The 14,788-nt window shown below is 42.7% G+C and carries 12 protein-coding genes; 6 read left to right on the forward strand and 6 right to left on the reverse strand.

What is annotated here, in order from left to right; translation table 11 throughout:
- Nucleotides 1-7: 7 nt before the first annotated feature.
- Nucleotides 8-1,042, reverse strand: a complete 1,035-nt coding sequence (gene ruvB, locus KA713_13380) for a Holliday junction branch migration DNA helicase RuvB (GenBank protein UXE65463.1) — start codon at nt 1,040-1,042, stop codon at nt 8-10.
- A 90-nt stretch (nt 1,043-1,132) separates the two neighbouring features.
- On the opposite strand from ruvB, the gene KA713_13385 reads away from it, so the two are divergent.
- From KA713_13385 to KA713_13395, 3 genes are read left to right on the forward strand one after another with little or no spacing between them, the layout of a single operon-like run.
- Nucleotides 1,133-2,173, forward strand: a complete 1,041-nt coding sequence (locus KA713_13385) for an FAD:protein FMN transferase (GenBank protein UXE65464.1) — start codon at nt 1,133-1,135, stop codon at nt 2,171-2,173.
- A 37-nt stretch (nt 2,174-2,210) separates the two neighbouring features.
- Complete coding sequence (locus KA713_13390) at nt 2,211-2,417, forward strand: hypothetical protein (protein UXE65465.1); 207 nt, start codon at nt 2,211-2,213, stop codon at nt 2,415-2,417.
- A 52-nt stretch (nt 2,418-2,469) separates the two neighbouring features.
- A complete protein-coding gene (locus KA713_13395) occupies nt 2,470-3,210 on the forward strand; it encodes a ZIP family metal transporter (protein ID UXE65466.1) in 741 nt (246 codons plus the stop codon).
- On the opposite strand, the gene mtgA is transcribed toward KA713_13395, so the two are convergent.
- Nucleotides 3,199-3,909, reverse strand: coding sequence for a monofunctional biosynthetic peptidoglycan transglycosylase (mtgA, locus tag KA713_13400; protein ID UXE65467.1), 711 nt, complete (start codon nt 3,907-3,909; stop codon nt 3,199-3,201). The two genes, KA713_13395 and mtgA, sit on opposite strands and share 12 nt — an antisense overlap.
- A gap of 113 nt (nt 3,910-4,022) precedes the next feature.
- Nucleotides 4,023-4,457 (reverse strand): hypothetical protein, encoded by a 435-nt coding sequence (locus tag KA713_13405; GenBank protein ID UXE65468.1) that lies wholly within the window; start codon nt 4,455-4,457, stop codon nt 4,023-4,025.
- Between the two features lie 68 nt (nt 4,458-4,525).
- Between KA713_13405 and acs the strand changes: the two genes are divergently transcribed.
- The 3 genes from acs (at nt 4,526) to KA713_13420 (ending at nt 8,389) form a co-directional block, all read left to right on the forward strand.
- Nucleotides 4,526-6,412 carry an acetate--CoA ligase gene (acs, locus tag KA713_13410; GenBank protein ID UXE65469.1) on the forward strand — a complete coding sequence of 629 codons (1,887 nt, stop codon included), beginning with the start codon at nt 4,526-4,528 and terminating at the stop codon, nt 6,410-6,412.
- A 74-nt stretch (nt 6,413-6,486) separates the two neighbouring features.
- Nucleotides 6,487-6,840, forward strand: a complete 354-nt coding sequence (locus tag KA713_13415) for a DUF3127 domain-containing protein (GenBank protein UXE69131.1) — start codon at nt 6,487-6,489, stop codon at nt 6,838-6,840.
- 274 nt (nt 6,841-7,114) lie between these two features.
- Nucleotides 7,115-8,389, forward strand: a complete 1,275-nt coding sequence (locus tag KA713_13420; protein ID UXE65470.1) for a Glu/Leu/Phe/Val dehydrogenase — start codon at nt 7,115-7,117, stop codon at nt 8,387-8,389.
- A 56-nt stretch (nt 8,390-8,445) separates the two neighbouring features.
- On the opposite strand, the gene KA713_13425 is transcribed toward KA713_13420, so the two are convergent.
- The 3 genes from KA713_13425 to KA713_13435 all read right to left on the reverse strand — a co-directional run bounded on the left by KA713_13425 (nt 8,446) and on the right by KA713_13435 (nt 14,645).
- Nucleotides 8,446-9,981, reverse strand: coding sequence for an NAD(P)/FAD-dependent oxidoreductase (locus KA713_13425; GenBank protein UXE65471.1), 1,536 nt, complete (start codon nt 9,979-9,981; stop codon nt 8,446-8,448).
- 149 nt (nt 9,982-10,130) lie between these two features.
- On the reverse strand, nt 10,131-11,441 hold the full coding sequence (locus tag KA713_13430; protein UXE65472.1) for a RagB/SusD family nutrient uptake outer membrane protein: 1,311 nt from the start codon (nt 11,439-11,441) through the stop codon (nt 10,131-10,133).
- A 21-nt stretch (nt 11,442-11,462) separates the two neighbouring features.
- Entirely contained in the window at nt 11,463-14,645 is a 3,183-nt protein-coding gene (locus KA713_13435) for a SusC/RagA family TonB-linked outer membrane protein (GenBank protein ID UXE65473.1), read from the reverse strand.
- Between the last annotated feature and the right edge of the window lie 143 nt (nt 14,646-14,788).

Below are 14,788 nucleotides of genomic sequence, written 5' to 3' on the forward strand. Positions count from 1 at the left end.
TACGACTTTAATCAAATAACCCGGGTCCTTTGGCCGAAGGAGGAATGACAATCTTCAAGTGTTTGTAGGCCAACTCCGTTGCCTCGCGGCCGCGTGAGGTTCGCTTGATATACCCCTCTTGAATCAAGAAAGGCTCATACATTTCTTCGATGGTTTCCGCCTCTTCGCCTACGGCCGTGGCAATAGTGGTTAATCCTACAGGGCCGCCTTTGAATTTTTCAATGATGGTGGTGAGGATGCGATTGTCCATATCATCCAGTCCGTTCTCATCTACATCCAATGCACTGAGTGCCATTTGAGCAATGGCTTTGGTGATGGTGCCATCTCCTTTTATCTGGGCAAAGTCGCGGGTGCGCTTGAGTAGATTGTTGGCAATACGAGGTGTGCCCCGACTGCGCCTGGCGATTTCATACGCAGCATCGTCCACAATAGGCGTAGCCAAGATGGCCGCGGAACGCTTTACAATTTTGGTCAATAGCGAAGAGTCGTAATATTCTAATCGGGCATTGATGCCAAAGCGAGCGCGAAGTGGTGATGTTAATAGGCCTGCGCGTGTGGTGGCTCCAATCAACGTAAACGGGTTCAAACTGATTTGTACCGAACGGGCATTTGGGCCGCTATCGAGCATAATGTCGATGCGGAAATCTTCCATGGCCGAGTAGAGATATTCTTCCACAATCGGGTTGAGCCGATGGATTTCATCGATGAACAATACATCGTTGGTTTCTAAGTTGGTAAGAAGGCCGGCCAAGTCGCTGGGTTTATCCAGCACAGGGCCAGAGGTGATTTTGATTTGAGAGCCTAGTTCGTTTGCTATGATAAACGACAACGTGGTTTTGCCCAACCCGGGCGGGCCATGCAACAGCACATGGTCAAGCGACTCGCTGCGTTGCTTGGCGGCCTGCACAAATATTTTGATGTTATCGACTACTTTCTTTTGTCCGCTAAAATCTTCAAAGGCTAGTGGTCGCAATGCTTTCTCTAAATCACGCTCTCCCGAGTCAAGGCCTTCGCCATCGGCTTTTAAATAATCTTCTCGCATATTTTTTTGCTGCATAAGGCGCAAAGACGCCAATACTGATAAAAAATCAAAGTTAAAAAAATTAACTTGCAAGCTCATTCTTGAATATAAATGGACAATCGAAAGAAGAACGCAATCTATTCGCTGGTGCTGTTGGTGGTTTTTGTTTCTATCTGGTGGTGGCGCAAATCGCAACAGCCACTGAAGCTCGAGCCGATGAAAATTGAAGGAAGCACGATGGGCACTACCTATCACATTACATACTTTGACGAACAAAAAAGAAATTTTAAAGCTTCCGTTGATTCGTTGCTAGTGTTGGTGAACAAGTCGATCAATACATACGACCCTGAATCGGAAGCATCTCGATTCAACAAGGGAGCAAGGGGTTTTAAATTTGAATTGCCGTATTTGTTGCCACCCATAAAAAAGGCGACAGAAGTTTCGAGGGCATCAGATGGGGCGTTTGACCCAACGGTGATGCCGCTGGTGTACGCGTGGGGTTTTGGCAAAGCGAAAGACAAGCCCATTCCTACTAAGCAAAAAATCGATTCGTTATTGCAGTTTGTGGGATTGGACAAAATTCAATTTAATAGTGATAGTGTTTGGAAAACCGATCCACGTGCACAGTTAGATTTTGGGGGCATCGGTCAGGGCTATGGTGCAGATGTAGTTACAGATTTTTTGAAAGCGAAGGGAATTAAAAATATGTTGGTGGAGTTAGGTGGAGAAGGTATGGCTTGTGGAATGAACTTATCATCGGGCAAAGCGTGGGAGCTTGGGATTTTGGACCCAAACTCAACACGCGACAGTCTATTTTTTAAAGCGTATGTAAAGCTTACGGATAAATCATTCACTACTTCTGGAAATTATTTTAACTACCGGATTATTGATGGCAAAAAATATTCTCATACCATCGACCCGAAGACTGGCTACCAAGCGGAGCGGGCGATTTTAAGTTCATCGGTGTTTGCGGCAGATGCCAGCACGGCAGATGCGTGGGCCACGGCTTTTATGGTGATGGGGCACGAGACGGCTATTGAATTGTTGAAACAACACCCCGAGTTGGAGGTGTTTTTTATTTATACTTCTGCGGATGGAAAGATTGAGACGTATGTTACTCCGGGGATAAAGGATTTGATTGAACTTAAATAGCATACTAAAATAACTGAGAAGCTTGTATCTTTAATAAATGATAAAGCCCATTTTATATTCTAATATCGAAGACAAAAACCGTTTCGAGAAAGAGATGTTTAAAGCTCTTTCACCAAAAGAGGCACTCGTGCGAGCTTTGGATATGATTGATTTGATGGTGCACCTAAGAAGAGCCTCGGGAATAGTAATAGAAGAGAAAGATGATATGGATTGGATTGTTCTCCCGTTGAAAAAGGACAAATAGAATACCAATTCATTTTCACGCAAAGCCGCTAAGTTTATTTTTAATTGCACAGATGACCTCCTCAATTATAATTTTGTTTTTCGTTGCCCTCAGTGCGGGAGCGGTTGCCTTCTACATTCCTAAAATAAATACTGGCACTTATAAACTGTGGCTTGTTTTCGCAGGCTCTTATTTATTCTCCATCACCATCGTCCATATTTTTCCTGATTTGTTTTCACAAACAGCGCAGCCTGCCTTGCTCGGTGTTTGCGTATTGATTGGTTTTTTCTTGCAGCAAGGGTTAGAGTTTCTATCATCTGGTGTGGAGCATGGGCACATCCATGTGCATGAACAAAAGCATCATCAAGAGCTATCGGCCATTTGGGTATTGGTAGCCTTGTGCGTTCATGCTTTTTTAGAAGGGGGCATGTTGGCCCATGGGCAGTCTGGTCATCACCACCATACCAGCAACACATTGCTTTGGGGTATTTTGCTGCACAAGGCACCTGAAGCATTTGCCTTGATGTCGGTATTGATTTGTGATGTGAAGAGTAAAACGAAAGCGATACTGATGTTGGTGATTTTTTCTGCGGCTTCACCAGTAGGTTTATTTCTATCCAATTATTTAGTGGTAAACGAAATCATGTCATCTCAAGCATTCATGATTCTGTTTGCTGTTGTCACGGGAAATTTCTTGCACATCTCCACTACTATTGTTTTTGAAAGCAGTGCCGACCATAAGTTTAACGCCAAGAAAATGGGCATTGCGGTATTGGCGGCAGGTATTGCCATCGCTACCGAATTACTTTTTTAAAGGGGCTTGTAATAATTCTTGAATATCTTCATCGGGTTCGATGTTGTTCATCTGAACCATTATCTGTGGATATCTTCTGCTGATGTAGTTAGATGGTGGTTGGACACGAAACTTTTTAGGATTGGGCAGACAGGCGGCAATCATGGCGGCTTCGGCACGGGTCATTTTTTTCGCAGGCTTTTTGAAGTAATTTCTTGAAGCTGCTTCTACACCAAAAATCCCTTTTCCCATTTCGGCCACATTCAAGTAGACTTCCAAAATCCTTTCCTTTCCCCAAATCAATTCAATCATAAATGTAAAGTATACCTCCAAGCCTTTACGCACCCAACTGCGGCCTTGCCACAGAAAAACATTTTTAGCCACTTGTTGGCTGATAGTAGATGCGCCCCGAACACGCTTTCGTTTCTTGCTTTTTTCACTCCATGCTTTTTTAATGCTTTCAACATCAAACCCATTGTGGTCTGGGAAAAGCTGGTCTTCGGATGCCATGACCGCCAACTTGATATTGGGCGACATTTCTTTGTATGAAATATAGTCTCTTTTCAATCCATTGCCTTCCATCCAATTGGTAAACTGAGTAATGGTAATAGGTGGGTTGACCCATTTCAACAAAACAATATAAACGAGCTGAGCAATTAAGAGAATGAGAACAAGCTTCTTGAGCTTTTTTAAGAAAGGTTTGAGGAAGGGTAAATTCATTGGTGCTAACAGACAATTTCTGATAAAGTGTATTTTTTTGTTGGCCTTACTATCGCAAAATTCGTTCAATTAGGGTAATGGATGAATTTAGTTTCTCTTAAAAAATTACCACCCTACTCAATCGAAAATTGGGAAGCCAATCGCCCAACCATTGATTGACCATCAGAAGTAACAACAAAAAAATCTAAATCACTCTTGTCATCTGCATAATTTTTGGAGAGTGATCCAGAAACGAAAATGCCCCGAATAAAAGGAAATTTAGAAATAAAGGCAGCTTTTTTTCTTGCCAACTCCATTTGCCCAATGGCCCGCGCATTGGCCGTTCTTCTTTTTTCAATCATAGAGTAATCATTGCGCAAACAATAGAATTCGTAAAATTTGAAAATAACATCGTCTTTTTCCAGCTCATCCAACGCAAGTTGAATTTCAGAAGGACGCGATTTCACCGTAAGTTTTGTGGTGATTTCTGAAAAAGTGAGCGGATAAGAAAATACATCATAGTAAGCCAACGTCTGAATAAGACAATACTTCAGCAATTCTACTATCATTGCATAAATTTAATCAACTTTTTTATTTAAGCTTAACCTATTACTTTGTAATGTAAAATTATCATGGCATGATCACTAATTCTGAACAATACCTTCAACAATACAAAGAAAGTGTAACTGACCCTGAAGAATTTTGGGCGGAAGTTGCCCAAGATTTTGTATGGCGCAAGAAATGGAATAGCGTGCTCAAATTCGACTTTCACAAACCCGAAGTAAAGTGGTTCATTGGTGCCAAGCTCAACATTACCGAAAATTGCATTGATCGACATTTGCCTCACCGAGCCAATCAAACAGCTATTTTATGGGAGTCGAATGATCCATCCGAACCTTCGCGCAGCATCAGCTACCAACAATTGCATGACGAAGTGTGCCGCGTGGCCAATATGCTAAAGAAACATGGCGTGAAAAAAGGAGACCGCGTTTGCATCTACATGCCGATGGTGCCAGAGACCGCCTTTGCCATTTTAGGCTGCGCGCGGATTGGAGCCGTCCATTCGGTAGTATTCGCTGGTTTCTCTTCGGGCTCGTTGGCCGATCGCATCCATGATAGCAGTTGCAAGATGATATTGACAGCCGATGGCGCTTATCGCGGAGACAAAAAAATAGATTTGAAAACCATTGTTGACGAAGCCTTAACAAAATGCCCGACTGTTGAAAAATGTATTTTGCTAAACCGCACGAACTTGCCCGTAAAAATGCAGGCAGGCAGAGATTTTTGGTGGCATGATGAGATCAAAAAAGAAAACACGATTTGTGCTGCGGAAGAAATGGATTCGGAAGACATGCTGTTCATTCTTTACACATCCGGCTCTACCGGCAAACCCAAAGGCATGGTGCACACATGTGGTGGGTATATGGTGTATAGCAACTATACATTCAAAACAGTTTTTCAATATAAAGAAGGACAGATTTTTTGGTGCACTGCCGATGTGGGGTGGATCACAGGTCACTCGTATATTTTATACGGCCCACTCGCTGCAGGGGCAACTACTTTGATGTTTGAAGGGGTACCCAGTTGGCCCGACATGGGTCGCTTTTGGCACGTGGTCGAAAAACATAAAGTCAATATTTTTTACACCGCACCTACTGCTATCCGGTCGTTGGAAAAAGCACCTCTGTCATTTGTAGAGAAATATGATTTGTCATCGCTGCAAGTGTTGGGCAGCGTAGGCGAGCCCATCAACGAAGAAGCCTGGCATTGGTATGACAAAAACATCGGCAAAGGCAAATGCCCTATTGTTGACACATGGTGGCAAACCGAAACAGGCGGCATCCTAATTTCGCCCTTGGCGGGGATCACCAAAACGAAACCTGCCTTTGCTACTTTGCCATTGCCTGGAGTACAGCCCGCCATCATGGATGAAAATGGAAATCAACTTAAAGGAAACAACGTGGAAGGAAGGTTGACCATCAAGTTCCCTTGGCCTTCCATGGCGCGCACGATCTATGGTGATCATCAGCGTTTCAAAGACACCTATTTCTCAACCTTTTCAGGAAAATATTTTACTGGCGATGGCTGCAAGCGCGATGAAGATGGGTACTATCGAATCACCGGCAGGGTGGATGACATTATTATTGTATCGGGCCACAATATGGGTACAGCCGAAATTGAAAGTGCCATCGATGAGCATTCAGCAGTTTGTGAATCGGCTGTGGTTGGGTTCCCTCACGACATCAAAGGCCAAGGCGTGTATGCGTTTGTAGTTACCTACGATCCCGTACACGAGGCCACTCACTTGCGCAACGAAATCAAAGAAGTGGTTTCAAAAATTATTGGCCCGATTGCCAAGCCCGATAAAATTCAGTTTGTAAGCGGATTGCCCAAAACGCGATCCGGAAAAATCATGCGCAGGATTTTGCGCAAAGTGGCAGAAGGGGACACTACAAATTTGGGAGATACCACCACGTTGTTAGATCCTGCCATTGTTGATGAAATTAAAGCGGGGGCACTGTAATTTTTTCACCGAACTACAAAAACGAATTTTACTATCTTTCGCACTCAAATTTTAAAAGTTGAAATCGTATGGCAATGGACATCACAGGTAAGGTAATCAACCTTCTCCCGCTGCAATCAGGTCAGGGAAAAAATGGCGTTTGGAGAAAACAAGAGTTTATTTTAGAAACTCCCGGTCAATATCCTAAAAAAGTTTGCCTTTCGCTTTGGGGCGATAAAGTGGACGAAATCAAACTAACGCCTGGCGAAACCATCACGGCATCCGTCAATGTAGAAAGTCGCGAATACAATGGCCGCTGGTACACCGAAGTGCGCGCTTGGAAAGTTGCCAAAGGTGCAGGCGCTAGCAATGGCCGAAACGAAGCGCCACCCGTGGGTGAAGAACCGTTTACTCCAGACGCCACGGCAAGTGATGATTTGCCATTTTGATGCTTTGAAAAAAACCTAATCTCCAATAAAAATTAAGCGGTAGTCAACCACTTTGCAGAAATAACCTTTGTCCAAAAGTTGACTACGGCTAATTTTATTTAAGTCATAGAATCAAATCTCCATAGATTCTACTTATCGTAGCTTGATTTTCTTATAGGCTACCGTGTTTAGTCAAATTACTTATCTTTGCAACCGTTTTCGATGCTACAATAGCTCGCTAAATTCGATGATTTAATAAATCTCACATCATAAATCTTAAATCTCAAATCTATTTATGGCTTATATCGAACCTGCTCCCCTCCTCGACAAAGAAAATCCATTTGAAGCAATGATGTCTCGCTTCCGCACCGCATCACAAATTTTAGGTCTGGAAGAAGAAGTTTATAATGTATTGAAAGTGCCTGCACGACAAGTGATTGTGTCGTTGCCAGTTACGATGGATAACGGCAGTATTCGAGTATTTGAAGGATATCGTGTTATTCACTCTACTATTCTTGGTCCATCAAAAGGTGGCATTCGTTTCGATCCTCACGTGAACTTAGATGAAGTAAAAGCCTTGGCCGCCTGGATGACGTGGAAGTGTGCCGTAGTAGATATTCCGTATGGAGGTGCCAAAGGCGGTGTGGCTTGCAACCCGCGCGAGATGAGCGCTGGGGAAATTGAACGACTCATGCGCGCTTACACGCTAGCGATGATTGATATTTTTGGTGCCGATAAAGACATCCCCGCCCCAGACATGGGCACAGGCCCGCGCGAGATGGCTTGGTTGATGGACGAATACTCACGCACACAAGGTATGACGGTGAATGCCGTAGTAACGGGTAAACCGATTGTACTAGGTGGTTCGCTCGGAAGAACAGAAGCAACAGGTCGTGGTGTAATGGTATCTGCGTTGGCCGCGATGGAGAAACTTAAAATCAATCCTTACAAAGCAACCTGTGCCGTGCAGGGTTTTGGCAACGTAGGTTCGTGGGCTGCACGATTATTGGCCGAGCGTGGTTTGAAAGTGCAAGCCATAAGCGATTTGGGAGGTGCCTATTATAATGAAAGCGGAATTGATATTGAAGCAGCCGTAAAATACCGCGATGCGAACAAAGGCTCGCTAGAAGGATTTGGCCACGCTGAAAAAATTGGAAGTGGTGATATTTTAACCTTACCGGTGGACGTGTTGGTACCGGCCGCTACCGAAGATGTAATTACCGGAAGCAATGCCGGAAAAATTCAGGCGAAGTTGATTGTTGAAGGAGCGAATGGTCCTACCTCATCAAAGGCTGATAGCGTGATCTATGAAAAAGGTATCAGTGTGGTGCCCGATATTTTGGCGAATGCAGGCGGTGTTACTGTATCATACTTTGAGTGGGTGCAAAACCGATTGGGTTATAAGTGGACTGCTGATCGTGTGAACAGAAGGAGCGACCGGATTATGAAAGACGCTTTCGACAATGTTTACAAAACCGCTACTGAATACAAAGTTTCGTTGCGCATTGCCGCTTATATGGTGGCTATTGACAAAGTAGCGAAGACCTACAAATATAGAGGAGGGTTCTAAAAAGTTTCAACCTAACATAAAATGCCTCGATTCGCTCGGGGCATTTTTGTTTCAACCTATTTACGCTCAAGTACAGCCATCGCAGCATTGTGACCGGGTATGCCGCTAACACCACCACCACGTTTAGCTCCTGCTCCACAAATAAAAATACGGGAGTCATCCGTTTCCACACCCCAACCTGGCGCTTCTCCTTCCTCGCGGAATGGAAAGGCTAAGTCTCGGTGAAAAATATTTCCACGAGGCAAACCAATCGCGGCCTCAATATCTAAAGGCGTTTTTACTTCTATAGACAGTTCGCCATTTGCTGACCGTGCTAATACAGATTCGATTGGGTCAACTAAATATTGATTCAATGATTGAATGGCCGACTGCAATGCAGCTTCTCGCTGTGCATCGTGATTACCGTCAAAAAGATTAGCGGGTGTGTGCAAGCCAAACAATGTCATGGTATGATATCCCATTTGTTGCAGTTCGGAGCTTAGAATACTTGGGTCGGTGAGGGTATGACAATAAATTTCCAACGGGAGATTATCCGGAATTTTTCCCGAGTGGGCCTGTTGATACGCTGTTTCGAGTTGGCTAAAACTCTCGTTGATGTGAAACGTTCCTGCAAACGCATCGCGTGGGTCTGCACCCGATTTTAACTGTGGCAGTTGTTTTACCAACATATTGATTTTTATTTGCGAACCTTCTAAACTTGGTGGAGGAGTTTTGCCACGGAGTTTTGCCAATACTTGTGGTGCGGCATTGCAAAGTAAATAACTAGCAGAAATGCTATTCCCATCTTCTAGCGTAACCAAAACTTCTTTTGCATCGGAAGCAACACTTGCCACGCGACTGTTCACCGCAATGGTTACTCCCGCAGCTATGGCCACTCGCTCTAATTCTTTTACCAACGCACCCATTCCGCCTTGTGGCACTTTCCATTCTCCGTTTCCATTTCCGATTAAGTGGTAAAGAAAACAAACATTGGCCTGCATTGAAAAGGCAGAAGTGAATGTGCCGATAAGTGCATCGGTAAGTACTACACCACGCACAATATCATCTTTAAAATTATTGGTGATCACGTCACCTATTGGGTTTTCAATCAGATCATTCCATACATGGTCGAGTCCTATTTCTTTTTTTAATTCCGATCGTGTCGGCAATGGCTTCAGCATAGAAGGAGCTATGCGCTGTGCAAATTTTTCGATGTCTCCATAAAACTTTTGCCATGCTTTCATTTCTTTTTCTCCACCAACTATGGATTTAAACGAAGCGGCTGTTTGTTCATCCCAAATGCGCGAAATGTGCAAGCCTTGATCTTTACCGTTTCTGCTGAACGGAGTATAACTGGCCACCTTGCGTGACAATGTTTTGAAATTGAGACTTAGATCACGTACAATTTTATCCGGCAACAACGACACGAGGTAGGAATAGCGAGAGAGGTATGCATCAAAATCGGGGAAAACCCGTACGCTCGTAGTGGCTCCACCGATTTCAGCATTGGCCTCTAATACCAAAACTTTTTTTCCGGCTTTAGCCAAATAGGTTGCTGCAATCAACCCATTGTGGCCTGCACCAATAATTACAATGTCATATTTCTTTGTCATGAAAAGATAAAATAAACAGCTTGGGTAAAATTAGTGAAAACTTGAGCGCAAAACATAAACCTCCTTTGCAAGATGTGCGTTGCCTTCGGAGTGTAACCTAGAAAAAAAGCCCCGAAAATTTTCGGGGCTTTTTTAATGATTCAGCTAAACTAAATAGCCGGGTCTGCTGGTGTGTTTGGGTTATTGTCCCTCTCTGAAAAAGGGTAGGGTAGAAAATTGCGACTCCGTTCTGAAGCAGGTCGACCAAACCTGCGGCTATCTTCTAGTCTCATTCCAGTCAAATAGAGTTCAATGCATCTTTGCTTATATATTTCATCCAAAATTGCACCTGGCGTATTTTCTCCACTATAGGCAGGTTGATTAGCACCAATGCCGTACGAATCAGCGGCAGGAAGCTTCTGCAATATTTTGTTTAATTCCGTTGTAGCATTCGCCAGATCATTTTTTCGGGCAAAGGCTTCTGCTTTATTCAACGTAACTTCTCCTGCACGATAAATAGGTAATACACTTGAATTTGACGTAAAGAAACTGGCCCTACCTAAGTTAAGCGTTCCACCTGCACTATAAAAGAAAGCCCTTCGTCCATCATTTGCTGGCGTTTGAAGGGCAGTGGGTAAGCTAAACTGGGTATTGAATGGCTCTGTTACATTTCTATTACCAAAACTACTCTCAAACAAAGCATTTCTTGTTAAATCATCATGTCGAAACTCCGATTTAACTGTAGTCGCTAAGGAAACAAGATTAGCTGCCGATAATGCTTTGTCATTATCACCTGCCATTAATGCGTATCGACTAATAAGTGCATTAATGGTATTTAGATAATCAATACCTGGAACAATGCCCGCAGAAAAATCAGGCGAAATAGGCGCCTTGGCAAGTTCCGTACGTGCCGCTTCAAGAATAGAAATCGCTTCATTTAAAACAGCTATCCTATCCACAAATGGAGCACTAGTTCCGCCTGCTTGAGTTGCGCTTGTTCCATTTACTATTGGCGCTTGTTGCCAAAACATGGCTAAATTGCCAAGAGCCATTGCTTTAAAGATGGATGCGTGAGCTTGCAACGCGCCCTTCATACCTTGATCGGAAGCAATTTTCAAATTCGACAAAATTAAATCGGCATTAGATCGAATTAAGTTACACTGATTCCATAGGTTAGAAATCACCCCATTATTACCTAAAACAGACGCTCCTCCTAAAAACAGATTCTGCTCATCTGTATTCCCAGCATTTAAAACTAGCAACTCTTTGGTTAATAATCCACTAGTTGTGGGTATAGTATAATTCGGTGATAACCTGGAAATAGAATATTTAAAGGAGAGCCCATTTGCTATAGTGATTAATCCAATGACATCAGATACTACCTGAGTCTGGGTAGCGGAACTGGGATTGGTGTACTCCTGATTGCAAGATGCAAACATGAACACAGCTATCAAAACAACTGCATTTATTATCTTTTTCATATCATCAATTGATTAAAGGTGTTAGAATGAGAAGGTGATTTGCGCTTTGTATGTACGCGGAATAGGCACGTTACCAAAGTCAACACCCCTTACGCGGTCACTATTTCCTCCTGCATTGGTTTCCGGGTCATAGCCATTGTAACTATCCCATGATATCAGATTTCTTCCCGACAAACCAATATTTACATTATTGATGCCTTTGATTGGGCTTTTTAAATTATAAGACAATCCTATTTCGCGCAATTTTACAAATGAGCCATTATCTACTCGCCACTCTTCAATAGGGCCGATTGCGAAAATGTATCCTCTTACAATTTCTCCTTTCATCTCTTGCTCAGCGATGGGGCCAATACCAACATTCTCGCGGGTTCTTTTATCCGCATTAAAAACACTTACACCTTGTACAAAATCAAACAGGAAATTGAAATTAAAATTTTTGTAAGCCAAATTACTCATTAGTGATCCTGTCCAATCTGGATTGGGATTTCCAATAATCGTTCTGACTGCGCCTACCCCTGGCCCAAATACGGGCTGACCAGTAACAGCATCTCTAGATTGCGTGTAAGTTAGTGGCGTCAATGAACTCTGCACTCCTCTTTCACTTTGCAAAAATCCTTGAGGCGTTAACAGTGGATCTCCATTTCCATCCCTGGCGATGGTAGTGCCGTAAAACACACTAGCAGGTGCGCCTTCAATCAAAAAAACTGGTGCTCCAGCAGAATTCCCAATCGAAATTGTTGGACTTCCTAACTTAGTGACTTTGTTTCTATTTTGATTATAAATGAATGTAACATCCCAAGTCAAGTTTTGAGTTTTTACAGGAACAATGTTTAAGGATATCTCAAAGCCATTGTTTTCCATTGTACCCACATTGTTGACAATACTCAAACCACCTTCTGATGAGGCCGTTCCCCTGCTAACTACTAGGTCTGTAATACTTTGGTTATAGAAAGTTGCACCCAAATTGATTTTACTGTTCCAAAAGTCGATGTCTGTTCCAAATTCAAATTCACTCATTCGTTCTGGGCGAACATTTGGATTAGCTAATTGAGAGCTAGGAACAATTGTATTTCTACCTAAATAAGGAGTTGGTTGAAATTGCCAAAAGCGAGAGAATGGATCCAAACCAACCAGATTACCGGCCTGTCCCCAAGAGCTTCTCAATTTTAAAGAACTTACAATACTAGCTGGAATGCTACTTTTCCAAAAATCCATGTCTGATACAACAAAGCTACCACTCACCTTTGGATATGTTTGAGTTCGCTCGCCCTCAGAAAAAATAGAAGATTGATCTCTTCTGACCGCTCCGGTAATAAAAGCCAGATTCTTATAACCCAAAGTAGCCTGCCCAAAATAACCGCTTAGACTAAACTGAGGCAACCCATAGCCTGCTGTAACAGCAGAGCTAGCACCGCTTACAGTTTCAATCAATGCATTTACCCCCTCACCACTGGCTCTTTGAAAGTCGGTGCGTTGATACTGGTAGCTGCCACCAATAACGGCATTTAGCTTTAAGTCAGAAGTCAATTGCTTTTCATACGAAACATTTAAATCAGTATTAAACTGCAATACCGAGTTGCTAGCATTAGAAGCATAGCCAGTTGGGTATCTTTCTGCTGGCAGGCCAGCTACCGATTGATAAGGATACGGCCTGATTAACCCTCTTCCATTTTGTGTAAATGCGTCCACTCCAATTACCCAATCGATACCAAGTCCTTTTATTGGTGTTAGATTAAGTTGAAGGTCATTGACAGTTCTATTTACAGACTGTGTAAAATTCATGTCTTCGATTGTAGACAAGGGGTTTACCCGAGTTGCTTCTACTGCTTGGAGTTTTCCATTTGATGGATTGCGTTGAGTAATGTCATATATATTGTTGGTAATGTTTATTGAATTGATTGGGCTGTAGAAAACGTTGCCATTTGCTTTTTCATTTGAGAACGAATTGGAGTATGACAAGCCTACACTTAATTTTGCCCAATCTGCTAATCTTTGCTCTATTCTTGCGCGAAGATTGTAACGAGTAAAGTCAGTACCTTTAATGATACCTTCGTTGCGTGAATACGAAATAGATGTAAAGTATTGCGTTTTGTCATTACCTCCGTTAATGGATAAGTTGTTATCTGTACCATACCCCTTCTGGAAAATTTGATCTTGGTAGTCATAGCGAGTAACATCAACTAAATTGGTTCTTAAACTACTAACTACGTTGTCTCTTGTAACCGCTGTAAATGTCTCTCCTGGTAGCGCAGGCCAGGCTGTGCTTAGAGGTTGAATTGGGTGTAACCGTAACCCCACACTACCAAACTGTTTTCCATAAGTTGAAATAGGTACTTTCTTCCTAAGTTCATTCATTGTTACGCTAGTAGAAAATGAAAATCTTGGCGCACCTGATTTACCCTTCTTAGTAGTAATTAGCACTACTCCATTCGAAGCACGTGAACCATATTGAGCAGCGGCAGCAGCACCATTAACCACATTAATGCTTTCAATATCTTGAGGATTGATATCTACTAAGCGGTTATTCCCAACGGATGCTTCACCTACTTGATTCCCCAAAGCGGTTTGAGATACGTTAGCAGTAGAATTACTGACTATAACACCATCAATTACATAAAGTGGATCGGAAGGTCCTGACAGTGATTTTACACCGCGTAAACGAATAGTCATTCCTCCAGCAGGATCACCTGAGTTTTGAGTGATTTGAGCCCCAGGCACTTTGCCTTGCAAAGCCGTAAATAAGTTATTTGCTCCAGATTTATCAATCATGCTAGCGCTAACGCTGGAAATATTATTACCCAACTCTCTCTTCGCTTGTTTTAAAGTAGAACCTGTAACCACCACTTCATCCAAAGCTTTTATATCCGTTGATAGTGCAATGGCCACTGGCGCTGTAGAACCATTTGAAATGTTAACTGTTGACACAACAGTTTGATATCCAATAAAACTAACTTGGAGTTGTAAATTGCCATCGGCACTTTGAACAGACAGCGAAAAATTTCCATCAGCATCAGTTATCGTACCATTGCTGGTGCCTGTAACCAAAACACTCGCTCCCGGTAATCCTTGTTGAGTTTCAGCATCAGTTACTCTACCCGTAATAGTAACAGATTGGCTTTGTGCCCAGGTAGTGGTACAAACCAGCAGCAAGAGAATGCTCCAATAGGCAGCTCTTCGCTTTTTGAGTCGGTAAAATTGAATCATGAAATTTGTTTTTAAGTGAAGAATAGTTATTTTTTTGGTTATAGTGAAGTATTAAACCCGCAAAAACCAGAAAAACTTGGGATCAATTTGCGTTTTTTTTCTTGAATCGCAAACGATTGTGAATTTTTTTTGTAAAATCGTGC

Source organism: Chryseotalea sp. WA131a (genome assembly GCA_025370075.1).
Taxonomy (GTDB): domain Bacteria; phylum Bacteroidota; class Bacteroidia; order Cytophagales; family Cyclobacteriaceae; genus ELB16-189.